Origin of the sequence: Shouchella rhizosphaerae (genome assembly GCF_036700015.1) — a bacterium.
Classification (GTDB): domain Bacteria; phylum Bacillota; class Bacilli; order Bacillales; family Bacillaceae_D; genus Shouchella; species Shouchella rhizosphaerae.
The window spans coordinates 4,057,618-4,084,217 of the sequence record NZ_CP144921.1 but is presented as its reverse complement, the minus strand read 5'-3'; the positions used below and the strand labels follow the sequence as shown (position 1 = coordinate 4,084,217).

At 45.2% G+C, this 26,600-nt stretch carries 26 protein-coding genes; 19 read left to right on the top strand and 7 right to left on the bottom strand.

Annotation, left to right across the window (positions count from 1 at the left end; translation table 11 throughout):
* Positions 1-370 precede the first annotated feature (370 nt).
* From V5G21_RS20425 to V5G21_RS20415, 3 genes are all read right to left on the bottom strand, one after another.
* Positions 371-1,117, bottom strand: a complete 747-nt coding sequence (locus V5G21_RS20425) for an IclR family transcriptional regulator (RefSeq protein WP_011247015.1) — start codon at positions 1,115-1,117, stop codon at positions 371-373.
* A gap of 458 nt (positions 1,118-1,575) precedes the next feature.
* Positions 1,576-2,100 (bottom strand): hypothetical protein, encoded by a 525-nt coding sequence (locus V5G21_RS20420; RefSeq protein ID WP_095235905.1) that lies wholly within the window; start codon positions 2,098-2,100, stop codon positions 1,576-1,578.
* Positions 2,101-2,246: 146 nt separating this feature from the next.
* Positions 2,247-2,780, bottom strand: coding sequence for a DUF4269 domain-containing protein (locus V5G21_RS20415; RefSeq protein ID WP_095254784.1), 534 nt, complete (start codon positions 2,778-2,780; stop codon positions 2,247-2,249).
* Positions 2,781-3,049: 269 nt separating this feature from the next.
* Here V5G21_RS20415 and dinB point away from each other — a divergent pair, with 269 nt between their 5' ends.
* Positions 3,050-4,174: a DNA polymerase IV gene (dinB, locus tag V5G21_RS20410; protein WP_011247012.1), complete on the top strand. Its 1,125-nt coding sequence runs from the start codon at positions 3,050-3,052 to the stop codon at positions 4,172-4,174.
* Between the two features lie 292 nt (positions 4,175-4,466).
* Complete coding sequence (locus V5G21_RS20405; protein WP_011247011.1) at positions 4,467-5,690, top strand: MFS transporter; 1,224 nt, start codon at positions 4,467-4,469, stop codon at positions 5,688-5,690.
* A gap of 545 nt (positions 5,691-6,235) precedes the next feature.
* Here V5G21_RS20405 and lexA read toward each other — a convergent pair.
* The gene (gene lexA, locus V5G21_RS20400) at positions 6,236-6,862 is read right to left on the bottom strand and encodes a transcriptional repressor LexA (protein ID WP_011247010.1); all 627 of its coding nucleotides are present in this window, start codon (positions 6,860-6,862) and stop codon (positions 6,236-6,238) included.
* A 154-nt stretch (positions 6,863-7,016) separates the two neighbouring features.
* Here lexA and V5G21_RS20395 point away from each other — a divergent pair, with 154 nt between their 5' ends.
* From V5G21_RS20395 to V5G21_RS20360, 8 genes are all read left to right on the top strand, one after another.
* Positions 7,017-7,199 (top strand): hypothetical protein, encoded by a 183-nt coding sequence (locus V5G21_RS20395; RefSeq protein WP_142237512.1) that lies wholly within the window; start codon positions 7,017-7,019, stop codon positions 7,197-7,199.
* A 197-nt stretch (positions 7,200-7,396) separates the two neighbouring features.
* The gene (locus tag V5G21_RS20390; protein ID WP_011247009.1) at positions 7,397-8,059 is read left to right on the top strand and encodes a YneB family resolvase-like protein; all 663 of its coding nucleotides are present in this window, start codon (positions 7,397-7,399) and stop codon (positions 8,057-8,059) included.
* A gap of 233 nt (positions 8,060-8,292) precedes the next feature.
* A complete protein-coding gene (locus tag V5G21_RS20385; protein WP_035201394.1) occupies positions 8,293-8,532 on the top strand; it encodes a DUF896 domain-containing protein in 240 nt (79 codons plus the stop codon).
* A gap of 85 nt (positions 8,533-8,617) precedes the next feature.
* Positions 8,618-10,615: a transketolase gene (tkt, locus tag V5G21_RS20380; protein WP_073304171.1), complete on the top strand. Its 1,998-nt coding sequence runs from the start codon at positions 8,618-8,620 to the stop codon at positions 10,613-10,615.
* Positions 10,616-10,770: 155 nt separating this feature from the next.
* Complete coding sequence (gene sirA / locus V5G21_RS20375; RefSeq protein ID WP_011247006.1) at positions 10,771-11,199, top strand: sporulation inhibitor of replication protein SirA; 429 nt, start codon at positions 10,771-10,773, stop codon at positions 11,197-11,199.
* 168 nt (positions 11,200-11,367) lie between these two features.
* Complete coding sequence (locus V5G21_RS20370; protein WP_011247005.1) at positions 11,368-11,583, top strand: YneF family protein; 216 nt, start codon at positions 11,368-11,370, stop codon at positions 11,581-11,583.
* Positions 11,584-11,678: 95 nt separating this feature from the next.
* Complete coding sequence (locus V5G21_RS20365; protein ID WP_073304162.1) at positions 11,679-13,433, top strand: ABC transporter transmembrane domain-containing protein; 1,755 nt, start codon at positions 11,679-11,681, stop codon at positions 13,431-13,433.
* Positions 13,430-15,214: an ABC transporter ATP-binding protein gene (locus V5G21_RS20360; protein WP_095235901.1), complete on the top strand. Its 1,785-nt coding sequence runs from the start codon at positions 13,430-13,432 to the stop codon at positions 15,212-15,214. Before V5G21_RS20365 ends, V5G21_RS20360 begins: the two co-directional genes overlap by 4 nt.
* Positions 15,215-15,256: 42 nt before the next feature.
* Here the strand turns inward: V5G21_RS20360 and V5G21_RS20355 are convergent, their stop codons facing one another.
* Positions 15,257-15,721 (bottom strand): DUF2621 domain-containing protein, encoded by a 465-nt coding sequence (locus tag V5G21_RS20355; protein ID WP_035201385.1) that lies wholly within the window; start codon positions 15,719-15,721, stop codon positions 15,257-15,259.
* Between the two features lie 68 nt (positions 15,722-15,789).
* Between V5G21_RS20355 and V5G21_RS20350 the strand changes: the two genes are divergently transcribed.
* Complete coding sequence (locus V5G21_RS20350; protein WP_306204233.1) at positions 15,790-16,047, top strand: hypothetical protein; 258 nt, start codon at positions 15,790-15,792, stop codon at positions 16,045-16,047.
* Between the two features lie 43 nt (positions 16,048-16,090).
* Here V5G21_RS20350 and V5G21_RS20345 read toward each other — a convergent pair whose 3' ends face one another.
* Complete coding sequence (locus V5G21_RS20345) at positions 16,091-16,171, bottom strand: YjcZ family sporulation protein (protein WP_062750540.1); 81 nt, start codon at positions 16,169-16,171, stop codon at positions 16,091-16,093.
* A gap of 75 nt (positions 16,172-16,246) precedes the next feature.
* Positions 16,247-16,384, bottom strand: coding sequence for a small acid-soluble spore protein P (locus V5G21_RS20340; RefSeq protein ID WP_035201383.1), 138 nt, complete (start codon positions 16,382-16,384; stop codon positions 16,247-16,249).
* A 220-nt stretch (positions 16,385-16,604) separates the two neighbouring features.
* On the opposite strand from V5G21_RS20340, the gene acnA reads away from it, so the two are divergent.
* From acnA to V5G21_RS20300, 8 genes are all read left to right on the top strand, one after another.
* The gene (gene acnA / locus V5G21_RS20335) at positions 16,605-19,322 is read left to right on the top strand and encodes an aconitate hydratase AcnA (RefSeq protein ID WP_011247000.1); all 2,718 of its coding nucleotides are present in this window, start codon (positions 16,605-16,607) and stop codon (positions 19,320-19,322) included.
* Positions 19,323-19,684: 362 nt separating this feature from the next.
* Positions 19,685-19,813, top strand: a complete 129-nt coding sequence (locus tag V5G21_RS20330) for an FbpB family small basic protein (protein WP_011246999.1) — start codon at positions 19,685-19,687, stop codon at positions 19,811-19,813.
* Between the two features lie 53 nt (positions 19,814-19,866).
* Positions 19,867-20,007, top strand: coding sequence for an acid-soluble spore protein N (locus V5G21_RS20325; RefSeq protein WP_095316025.1), 141 nt, complete (start codon positions 19,867-19,869; stop codon positions 20,005-20,007).
* 161 nt (positions 20,008-20,168) lie between these two features.
* Positions 20,169-21,791 (top strand): copper resistance D family protein, encoded by a 1,623-nt coding sequence (locus V5G21_RS20320; protein WP_095316026.1) that lies wholly within the window; start codon positions 20,169-20,171, stop codon positions 21,789-21,791.
* Positions 21,792-21,810: 19 nt separating this feature from the next.
* Positions 21,811-24,030, top strand: coding sequence for an AAA family ATPase (locus tag V5G21_RS20315; protein WP_179289559.1), 2,220 nt, complete (start codon positions 21,811-21,813; stop codon positions 24,028-24,030).
* A gap of 314 nt (positions 24,031-24,344) precedes the next feature.
* Complete coding sequence (locus V5G21_RS20310; protein WP_422397438.1) at positions 24,345-24,716, top strand: acyl-CoA thioesterase; 372 nt, start codon at positions 24,345-24,347, stop codon at positions 24,714-24,716.
* A 322-nt stretch (positions 24,717-25,038) separates the two neighbouring features.
* Entirely contained in the window at positions 25,039-25,869 is an 831-nt protein-coding gene (gene nadE / locus V5G21_RS20305; protein WP_095235963.1) for an ammonia-dependent NAD(+) synthetase, read from the top strand.
* A 192-nt stretch (positions 25,870-26,061) separates the two neighbouring features.
* Complete coding sequence (locus V5G21_RS20300; protein ID WP_011246993.1) at positions 26,062-26,541, top strand: DUF4352 domain-containing protein; 480 nt, start codon at positions 26,062-26,064, stop codon at positions 26,539-26,541.
* The last annotated feature ends 59 nt before the right edge of the window (positions 26,542-26,600 follow it).

Sequence of the window (26,600 nt, the reverse complement as noted above, 5' to 3'; positions counted from 1 at the left end):
GGAAAAGACTTAAAATGAGACAAGGTAGGGGAGCTCTAAGTGGGAGTAATCGCAGGAGGACATGCTTGAAATTGAGAGGCGTCTTGGCGACAAACTGGATACCGCCGTGTTTCATCATGATTGCCTGACAGCTGCAGGTTGATGGATAAACCCATCAATACATGTAGGGTCTTGGTCATGTGTAGGCGCTGCTGGGATCGCTAACACCACATTGTTGCCCCGTTGATTTGAGCAGTTATTGAGGCCGATTTTTCGTTCGGAAAATCCCTTATGCAACAACTAGAAAACCATGTAGCCTTGCTCCGAAACTTGAACATGTCGGAACAAGGCTGTTTTTCATCTCTCAGGAGTGGAGGGGATGATGCGATGATTAAAGGTGAGAAAGGCGCTGGGCAAGTTGGACAATTTCTTCCAAGGCACGCTCTTTCTTCCCTTCCCAATGGTGAATCGGCATGGAACAACTGATCGCAGCGGCGATTTCTCCGTTTGCTTTACGAATCGGTGCGGCTGTACAGCAAAAGCCCATGACGCCTTCCTGAATATCCATTGCATATCCAGCTTTCCGTACATTCTTAAGCTCGTGGATCAAAGCTTCCCTGGAGCCGATCGTATGAACGGTAATTTTAGGAAGTGATTCTTCCGGATATAAGTTGCATATTTGTTGTTCATTCATGTCGGCCATCAAAGCTTTTCCTAGACCCGTTGCATGCGCAGGGAAGCGAACTCCTGGACCTGAAACCATCTGGACAGGACTGGGGGCTTCTACTTTAGCTAAATATTGGACGTCGCTGCCTTCAAGCACTGCTAGTTGGATCGATTCTTGAAGATTGCGCATCACTGGCTCGGCCAAGCGCCGAAAATCTTCACTCAGATCGAACTGCTGGAAAAAAGCGCTCCCAAAACGTCCTATAGCGCTCCCAATCGCATATGTTTCATTGCGATCACGGCTTACCCATTGCAAGCGCTCCATTGTTGCTAACAGCGAATGGAGCGTGCTTTTGCTAATCCCGATCATTTTCGACAAATCGGATAACTTCCATCTGTATGGTTCGTCTCTTAAAACCGTTAATACAGCGTTGGCTCGATCTAAGGCAGGCACATGATATTTTTGCTCCATCTATAAATTCACGCCCTAAAACAGTATATTGTTCGTTATTATGAACAGTTAAAATCGTACCATTTTCGATGATGGGCCGTCAAACGAATAGCAAGGCTTTATCATCAATCGCCGATCTTTGAAAGATGATTACTATAATGAACAAAAATAAGGGGAGGATGAGACATCGCTGGAATGTAGAGTTGTGTCATGATCGCACGGTCTACGTTAACGGTCAAACCATCGCCTCAACTCAGATCCCTTAGAATAATTGGCTTCCTGTTGGCTCCCCCCTTTGCTTAACAGAATGGGGGAGCATTTATTGTTTATAACAGATATAACTTATAGCGTTTCCGCCGCTTTTGCTACCTCGGTTTGTCAATTCGTTTCTATGAAACCATATGGAATCACTTAGTTTACATAATATTAATTACGTCAATTATAAAACCCATACGAATACGAAATTCAGCACACATTCATTAAAGAAACTCTTCCATGACGTCTTCGATGAATTCGGTCTCCTCCCGATAAATTTTTAGCATAAAATACATCAAACACGTTAAAGAAAAGAGCAGTGGATGGCGCGATGCTTCTGCGTCGATGAGAAGATCAGCCCCTAAAAACGATTTAGGTTTGATAAGGGCAACCTTTTTTCCGTCTACGCTCACTTCTATTTCTTGATCCCAATTTTCCTCTATCCGCCATATTTTTCCGTGAATGGTGCCACTGACACAAAAATACAGAACACTGTTAAGCTTGTTGTCTTTTAGCTGAAATTCTTCGCCGTTGAGTTGAAACCGGTAAGCTGCAAATAACAAACGGCCTTTTTTTATTCCTAGCGTCGCTCTTACGCCTTCTTGTTCAAAGACAAACGTAGTGCCTTTCTCATTGCCAGGAACAGTCGTTTTCTTTATTTCCCCTACTATACGGTCTTGTTCGTCTAGCACGGTGACGCTCTTTTTATCATGAAGGATAAGCACATCTTTTATTTTAAAGCTTAGCACGCTCGAACACTCTTTCTGTCTAGCTCTAGAAACGATCTTATAATCGAAATACGAGGACACGGAATAAAAGTTTCACATTCCGCTAGCTGACATGGGTGTGGTGAAAACGCCATTCCTGGCTTTTGAACATGTGGGGAAGACCGTTATTAGCAGCCAATTCCAAACGCCTTTTTTCCATATGCTAAAAGCCCTTCGTAAGGATCGCCGCTAATGCCAAGCAAAGAAGCAAACGCCGGCTCTGTTTTCACGCCTTGTTTTTTCATCTCTATCGCTTTTTCTTTCCATTCAGGATGGGCCATTAAAAGCATGTGTTCAATTTTCATATGCAAATAAGCATATTGACATTCCACACATTGCGGCTGGCCAAATAACTCGAACGCCTTTCCTTGATAGCGAAAGTTTGCCTTTACTGTCGGCACGCCGCGAATCGTTTTCCGTTTTAGCCGAAATTGGGGGAGTTCACCATACAGCGCCGTTACGGTTCGTTCAAATCGTTCAAATTGACGGACTTCACAAATTACGTCTAAGTCGGAAGAGGGAATGTCAATCCCTAACGGAATCGTACCGCATAATACCGGGGAATAATGTTTGAGTGCCGCCATTAAGTCGAGTTCTGTTAAAAGCCGATAGGCAAGTTGTTGAGAATACGTGCCAATTTGTAAGTCAGCGAACGTTTTCATAAGTAAGTGCGCTCCTTTATAATCCGCAAAAGAAGGTTCTATTTACAGGATAGCATAAACGAAAAAGAGGGTGGACTCGATTTAATCGCGTGCTGGATGGTTGTAGCAATCCAATAAATTAAAAATAGACAATGGAGCAACCAAAGAGACAAGTTAAAAGATGGTTGCTAAACAAAATTTCACGTACCATACTAAATCATGGCAATTGACAACCGATCAAACGTTCGCTAAAATGAAAATGGATACTAATTGGAAAGGGAAGAGGGAAGATGCCGTTTTCTGCAGGGATTGAATTGCCAGAACCTCATCGGGATACAACTAGGAAAATCATTCACATTGATATGGATGCTTTTTTTTCTTCTGTAGAGGAACGGGACTGCCCTTCTTTACGCGGGAAGCCGGTTATCATCGCAAAACATCCCCGGAAAACGGGTGGGAAGGGGATTGTTGCTACAGCAAATTATGTAGCGCGGCAATACGGCATCCACTCGGCAATGAGCGCATATGAAGCTTATAAACGTTGTCCTGAGGGGATCTTTATAGAAGGGAATTTTAGCGCTTATCGAGAGGCTTCACTTCAAATTAGGGACATTATGCATCGCTATACAGATTTAGTCGAGCCAATGTCCATTGATGAAGCTTACTTGGATGTCACAGAAAACAAATTAAACATAAAAAGCGCGACCCTTCTTGCTAAAAACATTCAGCAAGATATTTGGCGGGAAACAAGGCTGACAAGTTCAGCAGGCGTCTCCTACAATAAATTCATCGCGAAAATTGCCTCTGATTACCGGAAGCCAGCAGGCTTGACGGTCATCACGCCTGAACAAGCACTTGCCTTCATCCATCAATTGCCGATTGAAAAATTTCCTGGTATTGGCCCAAAAACAAGCAAAAAAATGCACGAGTTAAAAATCTACACAGGCGCAGACCTCTATCAAATGGAACAACTTGACTTGATCCATCATTTTGGCAAAGCAGGAATTTCCTATTATAGAAAAGCCCGTGGGATTGACAATAAGCCACTGAACTTACAGCGTGAACGGAAATCGGTCGGGAAAGAACATACGTATTTCCAGCCTTTGACGTCTGAAGCCGCTGTCTTGAAGGAATTGCGCCGTTTAGCAAAAGAAGTGGAGGCGGTTTTGGAACGACACGGCAAACAATGTAAAACCATCGTTGTTAAAATTAGGTACCGTTCCTTTGAGACGCTAACAAGGCAAACCAGTTTCACGGCACCGATCCGAGACAGCGCCGACATTTATAGCTACGCAGCAGAACTTTGGGACAAGTTCGGCCAGGTAGACCGAGAAATTCGCTTGCTCGGCGTAACCGCCACTAAACTGGAGCCTGTTGAACATCAACTGATTTCATTGTTTCCTTATCATTTATAGGCTCCTAGAGAAAAAACAAAATAATCCCCACTATAATCAACAAAATAAACAACACGAGGATGGTTACCAATAAAGCCCAGCCGTTGTCGTTATCCATATAAACCCTCCTTGCCTTCCTTTGTTAGCCTATTCAACTGCATGAAATATGGTGATAACGGAATAATAAGCGCCCTTTTTCCGTTGCCTGCGATTGTAGCGCCCTCAAATCGCGATTTTCACGGTTTGACGGTTCTTCTTTTCCGCTATATATTTAGATTGACGAAATAAAATCGATAGTAGTATGTAAACGAAGGTGATTGGAATACAACCTGAAAAACGAAATTTGCTCATCATGTGGTTTGCCAACTTTTTTGTTTCGGCAAGTATGACGATGGTCATTCCTTTTTTATCGCTATACATTGAATCTTTTGGTCACTACAACGTTGATGAAGTCCAGCGCTGGGCAGGATATGTGTTTGCTGTCTCTTTTTTTGTCGCCTTTCTTGTTGCCCCGCTTTGGGGTAAAATCGGCGACAGGTTTGGACGAAAAAAAGTGTTGCTCGGTACAGGATTAGGCATTGCCTTATCCGTCTTTTTTATGGGATACGTCCATTCAGCAGAACAGTTGTTTGTATTGCGTGCTTTTATGGGCCTTGCCACGGGGTTCATTCCTGCCTCAATGGCGTTGATAGCTGCCCAAAGCAGCAAAAAAACAGCAGGTGAAATGCTAGGAACATTGCAAACAGGGACAGTTTCCGGCGGTTTGCTTGGACCTCTTTTTGGAGGATTGATCGCTGATACAGTGGGAATGGAACTTACATTTTTGTTGACGTCATCGATTCTCCTAATCGCAACAGTCCTCGTTTTAATTGGCGTAAAGGAAGTTGTTTACGAAGAAAAAGGCGAGAGGAAAAGAAAGTATCGTTCAAAAGAAGTGCTTGGGCGTATCGTAAAAAGCCCGCTGCTCTTAATGGTGATGTTTGTTGCTTTAATTGTGCAAATGGCGCTGTTTAGTGTTCAACCATTGCTCGCCTTATACGTCAACCAGATTACCCATAATACTGAAAACATGGCTTTCTTAGCAGGTGCTGCTTTCTCGGTCACTGGGCTTGGCAATTTAATACTAACTCGTACTTGGGGGCAATTCGGTGATCGGATTGGCCATGAAAAAGTGATGATGATTTTGCTGCTATTATCAGGCCTGTTGTTTATCCCACAAGCATTTGTCGGCTCTCTTTGGCAACTGATTGTCTTACGTTTTCTGTTTGGCATGGCCGTAGGCGGCTTACTACCGTGCACAACCGCTTTTATCCGCCAGGCGTGCCCTGTTGCCATGCAAGGGGAAGTGCTTGGCTATAACCAAAGTTTTCGCTTTCTTGGAAATGTGTTAGGGCCTGTTCTCGGCGGAATGATAGCAAGTGGCTATGGCATCCCATATGTATTTATTTCGGCTGGTTTGCTGTTCCTGATGACAGCAGTCGTGCTTAAATGGACTCTTAGCCATCAGCAAAAGGAACATAGCAGCCAACCAGACTAAAAAAGCTTTCTGCGAGTGTTCTACTCGCAAGAAAGCAAATGGAATTAGGTTAATACGTTGGGCGAGAGGTGTTCTATAGCTAATTTAGTTGTTAAATTTTTGGCTCTACCAGTGCTTGATCGTTCTTGTCCTTTTCGGTGCATGAGAACAGCGATTGTTCGGTCATCAGAGCATAGCTATTATGCTAGTAGCATCGCTATCGTTATAGTAGTACTAAGCTTGTTTTCCTTTGGCATCCTAATGGCTTTTAAAAAAGATTGGTGAAGGAATAGGCAATTAAATACGGCATAAGTAGAACCACCTTCTTCTCATTTATTATATGTACGAGCGAAAAAACTGCTTGGTCATTTGCAAGATGGCAGCTACACAAAAAAGACTCTTTTATCCCCATTCGATGAAAGAGTCTTTAGTGTTTGTAGAAAATTAGCTTTGATCGATTGGACGAGTCGTGTCAAGCACGAACCTCTTTTGTTTTGCTTCCATCTGACAAGCGTATTTCAGATTTAAGGGGCTTGGTCAACAGCTTGAAAAAGCCTATTGGTCCGTTAGTGGATCGTGCGGAACACTCCGATGACTTTTCCGAGAATCGTGCAGTTTTCAAGGATAATTGGTTCCATTGAAGAATTCTCTGGTTGGAGACGAATGTAGTCCTTTTCCCGGAAAAACCGTTTTACTGTTGCTTCATTATCTTCTGTCATGGCTACAATAATATCGCCATTATCGGCTGTTTGCTGTTGCCGTACGATCACTTGGTCTCCATCGTAAATACCTGCTTCAATCATGCTTTCCCCTTGAATGACAAGCGCATACGTATTGTCGTAAGCGGCAAGGTGGTCGGGGAGTGGCAAGTAATCTTCGACGTTTTCAACAGCAGTAATTGGCACACCTGCGGTAACTTTTCCGATTACCGGAATAAAGCTTGCTGTCTCTTTTTTGACAAATGTATCATTATCAAATCCGAGAGAAAGGACTTCAATCGCCCGCGGTTTAGTAGGATCGCGGCGAATGTAGCCTTTTTTTTCTAATCTGGCCAAGTGGCCGTGTACGGTGGAACTTGAAGCAAGTCCAACTGCTTCACCAATTTCCCGGACGGACGGCGGGTACCCTTTTTTCTTTACTTCATCTTTTATGTACGCCAAAATTTCTTCCTGGCGCTTCGATAATTTCGACATTTTCCCACCTGCTTTCATATAACTGTTCTAAACAAACTTTACCATATCGAACGTATGAACGCAAACATAAGTTCTAAAAAAAGTAGTTGACACGAACAGTTGTTCCTTGTATTCTGATAACAGAACAAACATTCTCTAAGAACGGGTGATCGTATTGAGGAAACAAGATATGGGGCTAGTAGGCGGCGGCATTTTAACAGTATTGTTCATTTTCTCAAGTTTGGTATGGCCTGGCGAGCAGGAAAAAGACGATAACAAGAAACACGAACAGCAAATCGTGCAAGAGCAAATCGTTGAAACAACTTCGATTGATCGCGTTTTTTTAATTGACAATTAAGACTGCCAGCAATGTAAGTAAGCGAAGCAAAGGTGCCAGAAAGACATACTTCATCTTTTTTAGATCGGAAGCATCTTTGTTTATAAAATGAAGAGGTTGAGCACAGTAGCCATGCCACTAATGTTGACGACATCGATTTGGTTTTAGATTAGTGGATAGGGGCTAGCGGATTTTCACGGGAAGGAGGCCGCGGAGAATTGGCAGAAAAGGGACAAAAACAACAGGCGGCTATCTATTGCCGGGTGAGCACGACGAAAGAAAACCAAGCCAGTTCTTTAGAGAGGCAAGAAAAAGAACTGGTCGAATTGGCAAGGACAAATGGCATGGATGTACACACTGTTTTTAAAGAGCAGGCGAGCGGCTATAGCCTGGAACGGGATTGCCTCCTTGCTTTATTGGATTTATGCAAAGAAGGGATTGTCTCTTGTTTGCTTATTACGGATGATACTCGCCTAGGCAGAGGAAAAACGAAAATTGCGCTCTTGTACCAATTGAAAAAATATGGCGTTCCTATTTATACGGCCCATCATCAAGGGGAGCTTGTATTGTCTGAAGCGGATGAAATGGTGCTGGAAATTGTCGGTATAGTAGAAGAATACCAACGAAAACTACATAATTTAAAAATTAAACGGGGAATGAGGACAGCAGTAGCGAGTGGATACCGTCCAGAGCAGAACTTGTCTAAGAAACGAGGCGGTGGCCGCTACGAACTCGATTTACCAGTGGAAGAGATTGTCAGGCTCCGTGACCGGGGGCTGACTTTTTATGAAATTGCCTTAACTTTAAAAGGGATGGGCGTTGATTGTTCAAAAGCGACTGTTCATCGCCGTTATCAAAAATACATTAAAGAAAACGCATAAGCTGGTGGTTGACAGCAAAAAATGATACAAACCAATCGCTCAGCCGTACAGGCGAAGAAAGAAACGAGTCCATAAGGAATGCGTGAGCGACGGTTTCTTGGAACGACATTTCCAACGCCTAGGAGCAGGGCAGAGCGTATGCGATGTTTGTCTAGCCTCCCATAAGCGAATCGTTTGCCCTTGTGTTGCATGAGTGCTATGATGAGGGGCGAAACAAAAGGTAGGTGATGACGATGTTGTCAAAAGAAAAACTTGATCGCATCAATGAATTGTCAAAGCTAGCAAAAACAGTTGGTTTGACAAAAAAACAAGCAATGGAACAAAAAGCGCTTCGCAACGAATATTTGTCGGCTTTCCGCTCGTCGTTTACGGACCATCTCCATACTGTAAAAGTCGTCGACGCGAAAGGGAATGACGTAACTCCACAAAAATTAAAGGACAGCAAGGCGCAAAAACATAAACGATTGCATTAACTGTACAAGTCTACTCAGGCTTGTACATTTTTTTCAGAAAGTATATGATGAGAGGGAAAGAAGGCAGCAGAAAGGGTGTTATCCATTGACAAATAAAGTTGAAGAATTGGCTGTTAACACAATCCGTACGCTATCCATCGACAGCATTGAAAAAGCGAATTCCGGCCATCCAGGGATGCCGATGGGCGCAGCGCCAATGGCATTAAATCTGTGGACGAAGCATATGAACCATAACCCTGCGAACCCGAAGTGGTCAAACCGCGACCGTTTCGTGCTCTCTGCTGGCCATGGTTCCATGCTGCTATATAGTTTGCTCCATTTAAGTGGATACGACGTGACGCTTGACGACTTGAAGTCTTTCCGCCAGCTTGGCAGCCGTACGCCCGGCCATCCTGAATACGGCCATACAGACGGAGTCGAAGCAACGACAGGGCCGCTTGGGCAAGGGATTGCCATGGCAGTCGGCATGGCAATGGCAGAGCGCCATTTAGCCGCTACATACAATACTGATAAATACCCGATTGTTGACCATTTTACGTATGCAATTTGCGGCGATGGCGACCTAATGGAAGGCGTTTCCCAAGAAGCCGCTTCATTAGCTGGTCATTTGAAGCTTGAACGTTTAATTGTCCTTTATGATTCAAATGACATTTCACTTGATGGCGATTTGCATGAATCGTTCTCTGAGAGTGTCGAAGACCGTTTCAAAGCTTATGGCTGGCATGTTGTTCGTGTAGAAGATGGCACGGATATGGAGGAAATTCACCGCGCGATTGAAGAAGCAAAACGGGTAGACCGTCCGACGCTCATTGAAGTCAAAACAGTCATTGGCTATGGTTCACCAAACAAAGCGGCTTCATCTGCTTCACACGGATCTCCACTTGGCACTGAAGAAGTAAAGTTAACAAAAGAAGCATACAAGTGGACGTTTGAGGAAGACTTCTACATTCCAGAGGAAGTGAAGGCTTATTTTGCTGCAGTCAAAGAAGAAGGGGCAGCGAAAGAAGCAGAATGGAACGACTTGTTTGCGGCATACAAGGCAGAAAATCCTGAATTGGCTGCGCAGTACGAGCGCGCTTTCTCAGGGGAGTTGCCAGAAGGATTTGACCAAGCTTTGCCTGTTTATGAACACGGCACGAGCCTTGCGACGCGGGCTTCTTCAGGCGAGGCGCTCAATGCTCTTGCCGCCCATACGCCTGAATTGTTTGGCGGCTCTGCTGACCTTGCTGGCTCAAACAAAACAACGCTAAAAGGGGAAAGCAACTTTAGTCGTGATAACTATGCTGGCCGCAATATTTGGTTTGGTGTCCGCGAATTTGCAATGGGAGCGGCTTTAAACGGAATGGCGCTCCACGGCGGATTGAAAGTATTTGGGGGAACCTTTTTTGTCTTCTCCGATTACCTGCGTCCGGCTATTCGCTTATCTGCGCTTATGGGCGTGCCAGTCACGTATGTGCTCACTCATGATAGCGTTGCTGTTGGCGAAGACGGCCCAACGCACGAACCGGTAGAGCATCTTGCGGCATTGCGGGCAATGCCTGGCTTGTCCGTTGTCCGTCCAGGTGACGGAAACGAAACAGCTGCTGCTTGGAAAATCGCACTAGAGTCGTCAGACCGTCCAACCGTGCTCGTTCTTAGCCGTCAGAACGTCGATACGTTAAAAGGCACTGATAAAAAGGCTTATGAAGGGGTCAAAAAAGGGGCATACATTGTATCGGAGCCACAAGATAAACCAGAAGTTGTGCTGTTGGCAACTGGTTCAGAAGTGCCGTTAGCTGTAAAAGCACAAGCTGCACTTGCTGATGAGGGCATCGATGCTTCAGTAGTTAGCATGCCGTCTTGGGACCGTTTTGAGGAACAGCCACAGGAATACAAAGATGCAGTCATTCCGAGAGACGTAAAAGCGCGTTTGGCGATTGAAATGGGCTCTTCATTTGGATGGGCAAAATACGTAGGCGACGAAGGAGACGTGCTTGGCATTGACAAGTTCGGCGCTTCTGGAGCAGGTGAAGCGGTTATTGCTGAGTTCGGCTTTACGGTTGACAATGTCGTTTCACGGGCAAAAGCGTTATTAAAGAAATAAGGCATGCGTTTGTCCTAATTGAGAGTAACGAAAAAGGCTCTACTTGAGCCTTTTTCTTTTTCGACAAAACTAGCGATCAATTTCAGCGGGAAAAGACAGTTATTTCAGAACAAAAAGTGTATACTAGCAGTAGCTTATCCGGGAGGCGATAGACAATGAGGCACTATGAGCTTTATTTGCTTAGCGATGAAGTGGCCGCTTCCTTTTCAGGAAAAGAGGCCAAGCTGTTTCAATTGTTTACAGAACGGGCAAAGGCGAAGCAAAGCGAACGGCATATCTATGATCGGCAAGTGGATTACATTACGAAACCGCTTCCGAAAGCCAAACTCCACGAAGCGCTGCAGAAACGGTATGGGCTTAAAAAAGGAAATGGTTATGAGCTGCGTTCGGTATTTAATGAGCGAAACAGATGCCTCGTAGAGCTTGGCGATAAAAGTATCCAGTTGGAAGCACTTGGTGATTTAAGTGCAGAGACGACTGTATTTGATGTGTTGAAGGAAGTCGACAGTCACTTTTTTGCAGTGAATGTCGCAGATGGGCGGTTTGGCTGGCTCCAACCTTTTGAAAAACAACGCGTGCTTTAAGCGCGCTTTTTTCATGGAAACAAGGTTTGCAGCGTCCTGCTTTGCCGTGTGTCTTGAATAATAATGACTGAATCCATCGCAAGTCCTTTTAAATTAGAAAGGGCTCATGTATAATAGATTAGGTTGTATACGAGTTAACAAGAAAGGGTTAAGGAGGAAGAAGCAGGAATGGTTTGGCATATTATCGGCTATACAGTCGCTGTTCTTGCGGGATTAGCCATTGGCTTTTTCATTGCCCGCAAAACAATGATGTCCTATTTGAAAAAAAATCCGCCAATCAATGAACAGATGTTGCGTGTTATGATGCAGCAAATGGGTCAAAATCCATCGCAGAAAAAAATCACGCAAATGATGAAAGCGATGCAAAAGCAACAGTCTAAATAAGTGAACACCCTGTCTGAGCGGCAGGGTGTTCACTGTCATTTGGTTTTTAAATAATATGAATTTTTACTGAAACGATCGAAGTGGGAGGCAGGGGTATGCGTGTTTTTGTCGACTTAAACTGGTTTTTTAAAAAGCATTGGCGTGCTTATGCAAGCGGAATTGCAGTGCTTGCCGTCGTCTCTTTTTTATCGCTCATTCCCCCTCGTGTGATTGGGGAAGTTGTCGATGGGATTGCCGACGCTAGCTTAACACCGTCTGCATTGGTAAACGCTGTCGGCTTGATTTTAGGGATTGCTGTTGTTTTATACATATTGCGTTTTTTGTGGCGTTTACTCATTTTTGGGACGTCGTTAAAGTTAGCTCGGCAAATTCGTTTTGATTTGTATCGGCATTTTACGAACATGCCTGCTTCTTTTTACCATAAGCGGACAACGGGGGACTTGATGGCCGTCTCCACAAACGACGTGCGCGCGGTCCAAGCGACTGCTGGGGAAGGTGTGTTAACGATAGTAGACGCCTGCTTGCTTGGTGGGATGGTCGTTGTAACAATGGCTGTTTCGATCAGTTGGCAGTTAACGTTTATTACATTGTTGCCATTGCCGTTTATGGCGCTATTAACGAGCTATTATGGAAAACTGCTTCATCGTCGTTTTGCTGGGGCACAGGCTGCCTTTAGTGTTTTAAACAACACCGTCCAAGAAAGTATAGGCGGAATGAAAGTAACGAAAGCATTTGGCCGTGAACAAGAAGAGGTTTCCCGTTTTGCGAAAACATCAGCCCATGTGGTCGAAAAGAATATGGCTGTCGCGAGGGTCGATGCGTTGTTTGATCCAACAATTACGATTGTGATCGGCAGTTGTTATTTGCTAGCAGTCGCTGTTGGAAGTTTGTTTGTCGCTGATGGGGCGATGACGATTGGCCAGTTGACGTCTTTTTTCGTTTATTTAGGTCTTTTGATCTGGCCGATGTTGGCGATTGGCATGTTCTTCAATGTAGTGGAAAGGGGACATGCATCGTATGACCGCATCCGCGCTGTGTTGAATGAAAAGTCAGACATTATTGAAAGGGAGCAGGCACTTGATTTGGACATCCAAGGTGAGCTCGACGTCCGTATTGACGCTTTTCGCTATTCGCCAGACGGGGCAAATGTGCTTGAGAATGTCCATTTTCACTTGCCGAAAGGTGGGACACTGGGCATTGTCGGAAGGACAGGCAGCGGAAAAACAACATTGTTGTCACTGTTGCAGCGCACGATCGATGTTACGGAGGGGGATATCCTCCTTGATGGCCATTCGGTCCGGGCTTATCAACTTAGCTGCATTAAAGACGCATTTGGCCTTGTGCCCCAAGAACATTTTCTTTTCTCAGCGACCATTGCTGAAAACGTTGCCTTCGCGAAGCCAGAAGCGTCAATAGCAGAAATTGTCGCTGTGTGTAAGCTAGCGCAAGTGCATGAAGACATTCTCCGTTTCCCTGCTGGTTATGACACCATCGTTGGAGAGCGGGGCGTGACTCTTTCTGGTGGGCAAAAGCAGCGTATTTCCATTGCACGGACGTTGTTAAGCGACCCAACTTTGCTCGTACTTGACGACGCCTTGTCAGCGGTCGATGCGAAAACAGAGGAAGCGATTTTACAAGCACTTCAAACAGAAAAACGGGAACGGACCATTATCATGACGGCACACCGCTTAAGTGCGATTAGCCACGCCTCTCTTATTCTCGTGCTTGAAGACGGAAAGGTTAGCCAATCAGGCACTCATGCTGAACTAATGCAACAAGGTGGCTGGTATAAAGAAATGTATGAGCGCCAGCAGCTTGAATCGGCCGTGGAGCAGGGGGGAAATGAATGAAACATACAGATGGCGTTATGACAGGACGTGAGCAGCGAGCCGTTTTTTGGCGGCTTCTCCGTTACGCTGGCCCGCATAAGAAGCGGTTCATGTTGGCTCTTGCTATTATGATGGTCGCTGCCGGAGCGGAACTGCTGCAACCAATTTTGATTGCCCGCTTTATTGACGATTATTTAACGCCGCAATTATTTGAACTGAAACCACTGTTAACGCTTGCAGTCTTGTATGTAGGGCTATTAATCGCGGCTGTGATTGGCCAATATGTACAAAGCGTCCTTTTTTGGCGAATTGCGCTAAATATTGTCCAAGCATTACGGCTCGATGTCTTCGCCCATGTTCAAAAGCTAGGGCTGTCTTTTTTTGACCGCATGCCTGGTGGCGCTCTTATTTCACGGATTACAAACGACACCGAAGCCATCAAGGAACTATACGTTAGCGTGCTCGCGGTCTTTGTTCAAAACGGCGTATTTATGATCGGGACGTTTTTGGCGATGTTTTACTTAAATGCGACACTTGCCTTCTATTGTTTGGCTTTTCTGCCACTCCTTCTTGCTGTAGTTGGCTTGTACCGTAAAATCAGCTCTCGCTTCTATGAACAAGTGAGCGCCAAATTGAGTGAGATCAATGCGAAGTTGAGCGAGTCGATCCAAGGGATGGCCATTATTCAAGCGTTCCGGCAAGAGAAGCGTCTGCAAAAAGAATTTGCGGATACAAATGAAGCCCATTACCGCGCAGGGTTCCGGGCAATGAAAGCAGACGGATTGCTCCTTAGGCCGATCGTCGATGTGTTAAGCCACCTTGCCATTGCCATCATTCTTTTGTACTTTGGCTTCGGCTCCTTTGCTGGTCCAGTAGAAATTGGCGTGTTATATGCGTTTGTCAATTACCTAGACCGTTTTTTTGAGCCGGTCAACCAAATCATGCAGCGGTTATCTTTATTCCAACAAGCGATCGTTTCTGCCGGGCGGGTCTTCCGTTTAATGGACCAACAGGAGTTTGCCCCAGGTAAACAGGGGGACGATAAGCCGCAAATGGCAGACGGTGAAATTGAATTTGATAATGTGACTTTTTCTTATGACGGGAAAACCGACGTGCTAAAAAACATTTCATTCACCGTCAAAAAAGGCGAGACACTTGCCATTGTTGGCCACACTGGTAGCGGGAAAAGCTCTATCATTCATTTGTTGTTGCGTTTTTACCCGCTGAAGCAAGGCTCTATTCGTATAGACAGAAACGAGCTATCCGCCTATCCAGAGGAAGAGCTAAGGCAAAAAGTTGGGCTTGTGTTACAAGACCCGTTTATGTATAGCGGTACGATTGCCAGCAATATTACGCTCTTCCGTGATGGGTATACGCAAGCTGATGTAGAGGCTGCCGCCGCTTTTGTCGGCGCTGATGCATTCATTAATAAGTTGCCTGATGGCTATCAAACGGAAGTGACTGAAAGGGGAGGGACGTTTTCAAGTGGCGAACGGCAACTGCTTTCCTTTGCAAGAACGATGATAGCCGACCCGCCTATTTTAATCCTCGACGAAGCGACGGCTATGGTGGATACCGAGACAGAAGAAGCGATTCAAAAAGCACTTGTGGCAATGGAGCAAAACCGGACAACGATTGCCATTGCCCATCGCCTGTCGACGATTAAGCACGCTGACCAAATTTTGGTGCTCCACCAAGGAGAAATTGCGGAACAAGGTTCCCACGAGGAGTTGCTGAGTAAAAAAGGTCTTTATTATAAAATGTATTTGCTACAGGCAAGAGAAAAAACAGCCGCTATTTAAACCGATTAAAGCCTGTCCGGCCATTGGCCAACAGGCTTACTGTCATTGTGCGTTCATTTTACGGCTTTCTGCATTCCGGTCAAGCAAATGTTCGTACGGCGCCAAATCAATTTCTTTTTCGGTTAGTTTTTTAATCAAAAATTTATGGTCGCGTTTTGGTGTAGCGATAATGTAGCCACGGATCATAATGTCTAGCGTTAATGTAGTTGCTTTTTCTTTAATGGCAATCTCGCTAATTTTCCCTGCAATCTTTTCCTTTGCGACATCGCGGAACAGTTCAGGGACAGGCTCAACGAGTTCATTAAGCAACGTACGCTGGTCTTCTCCCCATAGGGGTAATGCTTGATTAATGTAATGTTCTTGCCAATCAAGAATCGATTTGCCGTCTGCTTTTGGCAAGCGCTTTAAAAATTTGCGGAACATAAAATAGCCACCGATGAGCATAAGTCCAAGCAAGATGAACGTCCATAGAATAATAAAACTCATAAACCAATCCCAACCTGACATGTTCATCCTCCCATTTTGCTTGTTCTTCGCATTCACTGTATCATAAAATGGGTATAGGCGCTAGCAACATGGCGTTTTTTTCAATGGAGGAAAAAGGGATGAATGCTGCGTTGATCAAGGGGGGCTGGATAGTGACAGAAGAAAAAGCAGCGCAATTGCTGCAAGCATTACGGACAAATGAAGTAACCGAAGTGACGGTGTCAAAAGAAGAGTTCCCAGTGTTTCGCAACGTATTGACGAAACAAGAGGATATGAAAAGTTTTCGAGGAGCAGCCAAACATTTTGGTGCGGTTGTTTATACGTACGAGCCTGGATGGACTGCGTAAAGAAAAATGCAATAAAAGGCTGCCATGGCAGCCTTTTACGAGCCTAGAACCAGCTTGCGCCGACAATTACTAGCAAGATAAACAAGACAACGATAAGTGCAAAGCCTCCACCATATCCGCTCATAGTTGAACCTCCTTTTAACAAGGTATGTTCTAGTCTATGCAAGCGAAAAAAAAGCGTATGGGCGGACTTTCATGCTCATTCGCCGTTTGTTTGATTGACTTGGTTGGCTTTTTTGGTTTTGTGCGAGCCACTCAATGGCTCCGGCTGGCCACTTCCTTGCTTGCCTTTTGGCTGGTTGCGGCGTTGGCTTTTAAATGTATGTCGTTCCGTCATGAAGCATTCCTCCTTGCTCCTTAGTATAAGGCGGCAACCATTTTTTCTATTCAAATTTAATATTTTTGTCGAAAAAAGATTTAAACTTGGCGCAACTTTTGCTATCCTAATGAAGGGAAATCTTCCTGAATGCCTGTTTGTAAAAGCGCTTACGGACGGGCAAATCTTTAGACAACGCTCTCATAATACGTTATGATAATGCTGATAAGGGGGTCTTTCGATGTCAAAAAAACAAGACGTGTTTAATGCTAAGTCTTCTTTTGACCTGAATGGGAAAACGTACCATTACTATGCGCTTGATGCGCTGGAAAAAGCCGGGATCGGAAAAGTCAGCAAGTTGCCTTATTCCGTTAAAGTCCTGCTTGAGTCCGTATTAAGGCAGTACGATGATTATGTCATTAAAAAAGAGCATGTTGAAAACCTAGCAAAGTGGGGCACAAAGGACGTAAAGGAGATCGACGTTCCATTTAAGCCTTCACGTGTTATTCTCCAAGATTTTACTGGCGTTCCGGCGGTCGTCGATTTAGCTGCGCTCCGTAAAGCAATGGCTGACCTCGGAGGAAATCCCGACCAAATCAATCCCGAAATTCCAGTCGACCTTGTCATTGACCACTCTGTCCAAGTCGACAAATTCGGAACAGACGATTCATTGCTCTATAATATGAATTTGGAATTTGAACGCAATGCAGAGCGCTACCAATTTTTAAATTGGGCGAAAAAAGCATTCGACAATTACAATGCCGTGCCACCGGCAACAGGTATTGTCCACCAAGTGAATTTAGAGTACATTGCCAACGTCGTCCACGCTGTTGAACAAGACGGCGAAACCGTTGCGTTTCCAGATACGTTAGTGGGAACTGATTCCCATACGACCATGATTAACGGTTTAGGTGTTCTCGGTTGGGGTGTTGGCGGCATTGAAGCGGAAGCTGGGATGCTTGGACAGCCTTCTTACTTCCCGGTTCCTGAAGTGATTGGCTTGAAATTTACAGGCTCACTGCCAAGTGGGACAACAGCAACTGATGTCGCCTTAAAAGTGACGCAAGTATTGCGGAAAAAGAGTGTTGTCGGTAAATTTGTCGAATACTTTGGCCCTGGCCTTGCTGATATGCCTCTTGCTGATCGGGCGACGATTTCGAATATGGCCCCTGAGTACGGTGCGACTTGCGGCTTCTTCCCAATCGACGAAGAGGCGTTGAATTATTTGCGCCTGACAGGACGCTCTGAAGAGCAAATTGATTTGGTTCGCACGTACTGCAAAGCGAACGGCATGTTCTATGTCCCTGGTGAAACGCCTGATCCGGTTTACACAGATGTGGTGGAAGTGGATCTGTCTAAGATCCATGCCAACTTGTCTGGCCCTAAGCGTCCACAAGATTTGATCGAGCTACCAGACATGCAAAAGTCTTTCCAAGATGCTGTCGTTGCGCCAGCAGGAAACCAAGGACTCGGTCTTTCAAAAGATGAATTTAATAAAACCGTTGAAGTCAACTTTGCAGATGGCCGCAAAACGACAATGAAAACGGGTGCTGTAGCGATTGCTGCTATTACGAGCTGTACAAATACATCCAACCCATATGTGCTTGTAGCCGCAGGACTTGTTGCCAAAAAAGCGAGCGAGCTAGGTTTGAAAGTGCCTGAGTACGTAAAGACATCACTAGCGCCTGGTTCTAAAGTGGTAACAGGCTATTTGAATGATTCTGGCTTGATGCCTTATCTAGAAAACCTCGGCTTCCATTTAGTTGGATACGGCTGTACAACATGTATCGGTAACTCTGGCCCGCTTGAAGAGGAAGTGGAACAAGCGATTGCGGACAATGACTTGACCGTAACGTCTGTCCTGTCTGGAAACCGTAACTTTGAAGGGCGCATCCATCCGCTTGTAAAAGCGAACTATTTGGCGTCGCCGCCGCTTGTTGTTGCTTATGCATTGGCAGGCACAGTTGATGTTGACCTTTTAAATGACCCAATTGCCAAAGACAAAGACGGCAATGATGTCTATTTTAAAGATATTTGGCCAACGTCTGATGAAGTCCGGACAATTGTTGATAAAACTGTTACACCTGAGCTATTCCGTCGTGAATATGCAGATGTGTTCACGAGCAATGAACGTTGGAATCAAATCGACACGACGGACGACGCTCTTTACCAGTGGGATGACGATTCAACTTATATTGCCAATCCGCCATTCTTTGAAGGGCTTGCCAAAGATCCAGAAGAAGTGAAACCACTTGATGGCTTGCGTGTAATTGGTAAATTTGGTGACTCTGTCACAACGGACCACATTTCTCCAGCTGGAGCGATTGGCAAAAATACACCAGCAGGTCAGTATCTGATGGAAAAAGGCGTTAAACCAAAAGACTTTAACTCCTATGGCTCTCGCCGAGGCAATCATGAAGTCATGATGCGCGGCACGTTCGCCAATATCCGCATTCGTAACCAAATTGCTCCAGGCACAGAAGGCGGCTACACGACTTATTGGCCGACTGGAGAAGTGATGTCTATTTATGATGCCGCTATGAAATACAAGGAAGACAATACAGGCCTTGTAATTCTAGCTGGTCAAGATTACGGCATGGGTTCTTCTCGTGACTGGGCAGCCAAAGGTACGAACTTGCTCGGTATTAAAACGGTTATCGCCGAAAGCTATGAGCGTATTCACCGTTCCAACTTGGTGCTCATGGGCGTCTTGCCTCTTCAATTTAAAGCAGGCGAAAGTGCAGAATCCCTTGGCTTGACAGGAAAAGAAACCATTTCTGTCGCTATTACTAACGAAATAAAACCACGGGATTATGTGACGGTGACGGCTGTTAGCGAAGATGGCAAGAAAACAGAATTCGAGGCGCTTGTCCGTTTCGATAGCGATGTAGAAATCGATTACTATCGCCATGGTGGTATTTTGCAAATGGTGTTACGTGAAAAATTGGCTACCGTGTAATGAAATAAAAGAACTGCCTGATTTTCAGGCAGTTTTTTTATTAGCGCCGATTCATGCATTTTTTAGCAGCGGGACGAGAGCGGCGGTTGTGATGATTGCTTTTTTGGGCCATCCAAGAAAGAAAGTGCTGTTCTTTTTCGGACAATGGCCGTCGCAATTTTGTTTCAAAAAGTTGTTCAAGTTCCTTTTTTTCCATGCTATTCACCCTTTTTTGTTGTAATGGTTTACTTATATGACCAAGATGGTTGTCGTAGACGTCAATCGGAGCAGAAAGTGAAAAAATTGGCGAATGCCGGCTAATGGAAATGGTTTAAAAAGTAAGAATTCAGGCAATAGTAATAGAAAAAAAGAGGTGAACAAATATGAGGCGAGTAGGAAAAGTATCTTTTGCCGAATTGGTGCGGCAAAACCGTGAGCGTCTTACTCAAGATCGGGAAGCAATGGAGCGTTTGGAAGCACGGTTTGAACAAAAACACTCAATGCCAAAATAAGGAAGCCTCGGTGGGCGCTGCATTGGGCAAGCTAAACTCATGGAGGGGATCACATGGGAGACAACAATCGAAGATTTGCCCAATTTACGCCTGACCACTTAGGCGAACAATCACGCAAATCAGATCGGAACAACGGCAAAAAAATGGCCAACAAGTCCAATGAACAGCCGAACTATGTTCCTCCAAAAGGGTAGTTCCCTTAGGTACACTTTTGTTGACCACATCATAGAGATTGGTCTGTAGCCGCCAAAATTGGCGGCTTTTTTGACGTTTTTCGCTCAGTTTGAGCGCTTTGCTATTCACGGCAACAACAGGTTGCTATGATGGGGGTAGCGATTTTTAATGGAGGAGAGACATGATTGATGCAATCTTAAATATGCTGCTCTATACGCTTTTGGCGTTTACGACAGGGATTTTTACCGTCGCTCTTGCCCCTGGCGAACGGGGGCTCCGTGCTGAGCCAAAACAACAAACGGCTGCGCTGATGCTAGGCGGGATTGTTATTGTGTTATTTGGCTATGTAGCCAAATTGGCGGTTACTTATGCCGATTTTTTTGCTATTTCCTACCTTGATGCGCTTATGACCGTCATTGCTGATCATGCTGTTGGCGCTAGTTTTCTATATGGGAGCTTGATTGTCGTGCTCATGGCTGTTGTATGGCTAGCAATGGCAAAGAATACAGCACTGCGGCCTATTGCCGCAGGTATCAATCTTGTGTTCATTGTTTTGCTGGCATTTGCAATCAGCCTGTCAAGCCATAGTGCTTCTCTAAACGGTTTGCACGGGATGATTAGCAGTAGTCTCCATATGGTGGCGATGGCTTTTTGGATTGGGCCATTGCTCGTCATCGGTCTTTATGGAACGTCACTAATCAATGCGTTGAAGTTTCATCAATGGTTTTCGGTTGTGGCTGTTTTTAGTTTGCTATTGCTTGTAACAAGTGGTTTTATCATGATGGGGGAAATTGCACCAGAGTATGTGAATAGCTGGATGCTGTCGTATGGCCAATTGTTGCTCATCAAGCACATTCTTTTTATTCCGTTGCTTGTCTTTGGGTTTCGGCATTTGCTATCTTTAAGCGGAAAAGGAGCCAAGCTATCGCCCGCTGAACGACAAAAATCCTTTCGTGCAGAAGGGGTGATTGCGCTTCTTGTTTTCATAGTGACTTCTTGGCTAACCGAAACAGAGCCGCCTCATAATGTATTGCGAACGTTGCAGAACGAACCGATGAGCCCACTAATGGACTGGTTCTTGCAAGAACCTTTGTTAGAAAACCAGCTGATCTCGTTCTCTCCAGGAATTGGCGGCGTCTTGTTGCTCGTTGCCTCAGCAATCCTGCTTGTAGGCGCCTTAGTTTCAGCATGGTGGTTTAAAAAGACAGTGATCGTCGGAGTGCTGCTAGTCGGATGGACACTTGTCACTTACAGCGGGCTAATGATTAGCGCAGGCCCTGGCGACATTCCAGTGAACTTGACGGTACATGATACGATTGAAGAAGCAATTGCGGTCGGCCGAGATAACGAACAAGTAGAGCTACTGGCCGTCTTTGAAGAGGAGCAAGAAGAAGTTTTTGCTGTTTACCAAATCAATGAACGCCATTTAGCGGCGGAACGGTTGAAAGTGGAAGACGATGGCTATCGCAAGTATTTGGATGCTTCCGTAGAAATTGAAAACGGCTTTTTAACAGGCGGTGACCAATTTATGGACACATTTATGTTTACAACAAATGATTGGGTAGACAATGAACGGGCAAGTACGTATGTTTCTTTAGGGTATGCAGATAAAGACATTGAATCTGTAGAAATCGAGCTTAATGGCGAGTGGCGCGATGCGAACGTTAAAAACAATGTCTTTATTCATGTAGAATCGACCAATGAAACGTTTCCAGAGGCCCATCGTTACTTAATCAAACCGATTAATGGCAAGGATTTGGAAGTGGAAAAACGCCAATTTATCCACGAAGGGCATTCCCATTAATAGAAAGGAAGGAACCAGCGTGGCGCAAGACAGACAACAATCCATCCAGGCAGAAGCCGCGCTCTGGCGGAAACGTTTGACAAGAAACGACGCAACCGAGCCCATGTCTGCAAATGAACTCGTAGAGCTAGCTCGGTACCGGTTCGAGCGGCGCAAACATCTTGACTTGTTTGTGCACCAATGGTTAAAGGAAGCGGAGGAAATGGGCGCTTCTAAGCAAATTGTCCACCAGCTAAAGCAGCGTGGCCAAGCAACAGAGTGGGTAGAAGCTGAACTGATCCCGAAACAATGGCCACACCTCCGTGAAACCGACCAACTTCGCGGCAAACAACAAGCGATTGCTCGCGTTCAAGAACAAGCAAACCGGTTTCTAGCAAATTGGGAGCAGACGGAATTGGCTGGCAATGGGGAACTTGAGGCCATTGTCAGCGCATTTCGCGATCAAGCGCAAGCTCTTGCTGATACAGCTTCCCAACTGCTTGAAAGCTTTCAAGGTCAATACTATTCAAAGCCATTGTTTCAAACGCTAAAACAACTTGTGGCTGAGGCGACAACGCTTGGACAGCGATTTTATGAACAGGCTGCTCAATTGGCCAAGTCGCAAGAGCATCAGCCTGCTTTAGCAGAGCTCGATGAAATGGTCGGCCTTGCAGACGTAAAAGCGAGAATCCATAAGCTGTACTTGTTTCTAAAGTATCAACAGGAACGGAAAAAGCGTGGACTGCAAACAAAGCAGCTGCTCAATTTAAATATGATCATGACAGGAAACCCAGGAACAGGAAAAACGACTTTAGCGAGGCTGCTTGCTAAAATTTATTATGAGTTAGGCATTCTCTCTAAACCAGAAGTGTATGAAGTAGACCGGGCCCAACTGGTTGCTGGTTACGTCGGGCAAACAGAAGAGCAAACAATGGCAGCCATTGAGCGTGCTGCTGGCGGCGTCCTGTTTATTGACGAAGCGTACAGTTTAAAACGAGCTGGGCAAGGAGGCAATGATTACGGGCAAGCAGTTATTGACACGCTCGTATCGGCGATGACAAGCGGCAAGTATGCAGGCAACTTTGCTGTTATCCTTGCAGGCTATCCAAAAGAAATGGCTACGTTTATACGTTCCAACCCGGGGCTAAGGAGCCGTTTTCCAGAACAAAATCAACTTCATTTGCAAAATTACGCGGAAAGTGAATTGCTGGATATAGCCGAAACAATCGCGCTGGAAAACGACTTTGTTTTCACCGAACAAGCCTTAAAAAAAGTATTAGCGGAAATTGAACGAGCAAAAATCGACCAGTCGTTTGGCAATGCTCGTGTTGTCGAAAACATTGTCCGCGCCGCTATTTTTGAAAAAGGGGCTTCTGGCAGTGGTGAGTCAGAGGCAGATTTGGTATTGCTTAATGAAACGCATATTCAATCGACAACGCCTCAACGAGCCGAAGATGCTCTTTCACGCCTTGATGCACTTATCGGGCTCGAAGAAGTGAAGCGCGAAGTAAAAAAACTGACTGCGTACGCGAAAGTAAAAGAAGCACGGCGTGACATGGGCTTAGCCGTACCGCCGATGCCGCTCCATACAGTGTTTTCAGGGGCTCCTGGCACAGGGAAAACGACAGTAGCCAGGCTTTACGCGGAAGCGCTAAACCAAATTGGTTTGTTGAAAAAGGGCCATGTAGTCGAAGTTTCTCGTAGCGATCTCGTTAGCGGGTTTGTAGGGCAGACGGCATTGAAAACAGAGAGAGTGATTGAAGATGCCCTTGGCGGCGTTTTGTTTATTGATGAAGCGTATTCTCTGGCGCAAGGCGGCACGAATGACTATGGCAAGGAAGCGTTGACCGCATTAACGCAAGCAATGACGACCTATGAAGCCAACTTAGTTGTTGTCTTTGCTGGCTATGGCAAAGAAATGGCGCAGCTGTTAACAAGCAATCCAGGTCTCCAATCGCGCGTGCGCAAAACCATTCATTTTCCAGATTATACGCCCGACGAACGATACGAGATGCTACTTGCCAAAGCAAAGAGCTATCGGTATGAATGGTCGCAACCAGCACTTGATTTACTAAAAGGTCATTTTAAGTCTGCGAATAGGGGAGGCAATGGTCGCTACGTCATGAAAGTGTTTGAAGCTATCATCCAAGAGCAGGCTCTGCGTGTGGCAGATGCAGAGGTCGGCCGACCTGGATTTATGCAAATTGAGAAAGAAGATGTAGAGCGAGCATTGTTAAACAATGATCATGAACGTCTATAGCAATAGCCCCTCTAGCGAATCGCTTTTGGGGCTATTGCTTTACTGCGAAAACCAGTTATGTGTAAAAAAGGGGTTTAGTTGTTAGGCGAACGGTTATTTATAAAATAGTGGAGAGATTGAAGGATGATAGGACTATGACCTTTTACTTATAGTGGCGTTTATAAGGCAAAGTGAGGTGGAATTGTTTTTAGGAATAGAGTGACCTGTGTTATACTGATGGAAAACTCGAGTAAAGGGTTTGGTGGGAGAAAGGAGGGGAAGTAGTGGCCCATAAAGTGCAAACAAAAATTGTTCCTCAGTATGCTGATACCGATATGATGGGCGTCGTATACCATGCAAACTACTTGAAATATTTCGAACTTGGTCGTACCGCTTATATTGAAGATGCCGGTTACAGCTACGTAAAGATGGAGGAAGAAGGCTACTTTGCTCCTGTGTATGATGTGCAAGCAACTTACCGCAAAGCGCTTCGCTACGGAGATACAGCAATCGTGAAGACGCGTCTTTCCCTAAATGATGGCGTTAAAACCGTTTATGCCTACGATATTACGAACCAAAACGGGGAGTTATGTGTAACAGGGTCGACGACACATGTGATTGTGAAAAAAGACACGTTCAAGCCAGTTCCTTTTAAACGGGCGTTCCCTGAGTGGTACCAACGTTATGAAGAATTGAAGGAGCAATAAAATGGCGTTTGGCATTAACCGTACGGAACTAGAAGGCTGGAAAGCGAAAGCACGAGCAGGGGAAATTGCGTTTTTGACCCATTATTGGCATGACCCACGCTTTCCGCAGGCGACTACTGTTACGAAGGCCGCTTGCGTCGATGTCTCGAAGTTAATTGAATGGGGCAAAACGTACGGATTAAACCCTCAGTGGATCGACCACCGCAACGAGTTTCCCCATTTTGACTTGCTCGGGGAAAAGCAAGTCGCCATTTTAGCAGCCGAGGGAAAACTAGACGATTTGTTCCGTTTCCATAAGCGATTTTACAACATTGGAGGTCTTATGATGAAAGTAAACCAAGATTCCATTCGTCGTGACTTACATACGAAAGCAGACATTGATCCAAAAGAAGAAATTCGCACGCGCGTTGACTTTTTGAAAAACTACACTCGAAAAGCAGGGACAAAAGGATTTGTACTCGGCATCTCGGGAGGCCAGGATTCTACGTTGGCAGCAAAACTCGCGCAAATGGCAGTAGATGAGCTCAATCAAGAAGCTCCAGGCACATACCAATTTCATGCCGTTCGTTTGCCTTATGGCGTTCAACATGATGAGAAAGATGCCCAAGTGGCGCTGTCGTTTATTGGGCCCGATAAAATCCATACGGTGAACATTAAGCCAGCTGTTGATGCTGCCGTGGCCTCTTTTGCAGAAGCGACAGGAGAAGAGCTGTCTGGGTTTATAAAAGGCAATACAAAAGCGCGGGAACGGATGAAAGTCCAATTTGATTTGGCTGCCCACTACCAATGCCTAGTACTTGGGACTGACCATGCTGCCGAAGCGGTGACTGGGTTTTTCACGAAATTTGGCGATGGAGCTTGTGATGTTATTCCGTTATATGGGCTGACAAAGCGACAAGGCAAGGCGCTTCTTCAAGAGCTTGGTGCGCCGGAGGCACTGTACCAAAAAATCCCTACAGCCGATCTTGAAGACGACAAACCAGGGTTGCCTGACGAAGAAGCCCTTGGCATGACATATGAGCAAATTGATGATTATTTGGAAGGCAAGCCCATTGACAGCGCCATACAGGAAAAATTAGAGCAGCGTTATGCGGCAACAGCGCATAAACGCAAAGACCCGGTAAGTGTATATGATACATGGTGGAAAGGCTGATCGAACACGCTTGTCAAAGCGCGGCAATCGACAATGTATGCGAGCGTTTGGCTACAGTCTGGGGAAGGCTAAAGGTCTTTCTCCCGCTTCTTCTTGTTATGCTTTATGCTGTACAAATCAGACATGACGAGCGTACGAGGTTCATATAAATAGGGTTGTATGAGCATGTATGATAGGGAGAGAAGGAAAAAGATGAAAGAAAAAGTGCTAGTATTGCTAGGCTTGATTGTTTGTCTTTTGTTGATAGTCGGTTTTGCGACGAACGGCCTTTCAAAACCAGAAACGGTCCAAGGCAACGCATCCGATCAAGAAGAGAGCAAACATGAGTCGCAAGAGATCAGTGATATCGAGATTACGTTAAATGGTTATTCTGTAAAAGACGAGAATGAGGAAGAGCTGTTAGTCAAAGTCGATTTAACGATTGAAAACAAACGGGAGTCGACCGTTAATTTTTCGTTAATGAATTTGACATTAATGGACAGTGAACATTATGCGTACAGCCATGAATCAAATGTCGAAACAAAGGGCATTCTCGGTGGTCAAATTTCTCCAGGGCGGTCTGTAAGTGGCGAAGTGGCCTTTATTGTCCCGAGAGATACTTCTTATGAACTTGTTTATACAGATCATTTTCGGACGGGCCAATTGTTTTTTCCAATTGAAGTAACGGACTAAGGCTATGCGAATGCATAGCCTTAGTCCGTAGACAAACGTCCGCATACGTTGTCGCGTGG

Bases quoted from the DNA above. Each gene is read 5' to 3' on its own strand.
- V5G21_RS20425 (WP_011247015.1), bottom strand. From the start codon at position 1,117: ATGGAGCAAAAATATCATGTGCCTGCCTTAGATCGAGCCAACGCTGTA.
- V5G21_RS20415 (WP_095254784.1), bottom strand. From the start codon at position 2,780: ATGAAAACGTTCGCTGACTTACAAATTGGCACGTATTCTCAACAACTT.
- dinB (WP_011247012.1), top strand. From the start codon at position 3,050: ATGCCGTTTTCTGCAGGGATTGAATTGCCAGAACCTCATCGGGATACA.
- lexA (WP_011247010.1), bottom strand. From the start codon at position 6,862: ATGTCGAAATTATCGAAGCGCCAGGAAGAAATTTTGGCGTACATAAAA.
- V5G21_RS20385 (WP_035201394.1), top strand. From the start codon at position 8,293: ATGTTGTCAAAAGAAAAACTTGATCGCATCAATGAATTGTCAAAGCTA.
- sirA (WP_011247006.1), top strand. From the start codon at position 10,771: ATGAGGCACTATGAGCTTTATTTGCTTAGCGATGAAGTGGCCGCTTCC.
- V5G21_RS20370 (WP_011247005.1), top strand. From the start codon at position 11,368: ATGGTTTGGCATATTATCGGCTATACAGTCGCTGTTCTTGCGGGATTA.
- V5G21_RS20365 (WP_073304162.1), top strand. From the start codon at position 11,679: ATGCGTGTTTTTGTCGACTTAAACTGGTTTTTTAAAAAGCATTGGCGT.
- V5G21_RS20360 (WP_095235901.1), top strand. From the start codon at position 13,430: ATGAAACATACAGATGGCGTTATGACAGGACGTGAGCAGCGAGCCGTT.
- V5G21_RS20355 (WP_035201385.1), bottom strand. From the start codon at position 15,721: ATGTCAGGTTGGGATTGGTTTATGAGTTTTATTATTCTATGGACGTTC.
- V5G21_RS20350 (WP_306204233.1), top strand. From the start codon at position 15,790: ATGGCGTTTTTTTCAATGGAGGAAAAAGGGATGAATGCTGCGTTGATC.
- V5G21_RS20345 (WP_062750540.1), bottom strand. From the start codon at position 16,171: ATGAGCGGATATGGTGGAGGCTTTGCACTTATCGTTGTCTTGTTTATC.
- V5G21_RS20340 (WP_035201383.1), bottom strand. From the start codon at position 16,384: ATGACGGAACGACATACATTTAAAAGCCAACGCCGCAACCAGCCAAAA.
- acnA (WP_011247000.1), top strand. From the start codon at position 16,605: ATGTCAAAAAAACAAGACGTGTTTAATGCTAAGTCTTCTTTTGACCTG.
- V5G21_RS20330 (WP_011246999.1), top strand. From the start codon at position 19,685: ATGAGGCGAGTAGGAAAAGTATCTTTTGCCGAATTGGTGCGGCAAAAC.
- V5G21_RS20325 (WP_095316025.1), top strand. From the start codon at position 19,867: ATGGGAGACAACAATCGAAGATTTGCCCAATTTACGCCTGACCACTTA.
- V5G21_RS20320 (WP_095316026.1), top strand. From the start codon at position 20,169: ATGATTGATGCAATCTTAAATATGCTGCTCTATACGCTTTTGGCGTTT.
- V5G21_RS20310 (WP_422397438.1), top strand. From the start codon at position 24,345: ATGATGGGCGTCGTATACCATGCAAACTACTTGAAATATTTCGAACTT.
- nadE (WP_095235963.1), top strand. From the start codon at position 25,039: ATGATGAAAGTAAACCAAGATTCCATTCGTCGTGACTTACATACGAAA.
- V5G21_RS20300 (WP_011246993.1), top strand. From the start codon at position 26,062: ATGAAAGAAAAAGTGCTAGTATTGCTAGGCTTGATTGTTTGTCTTTTG.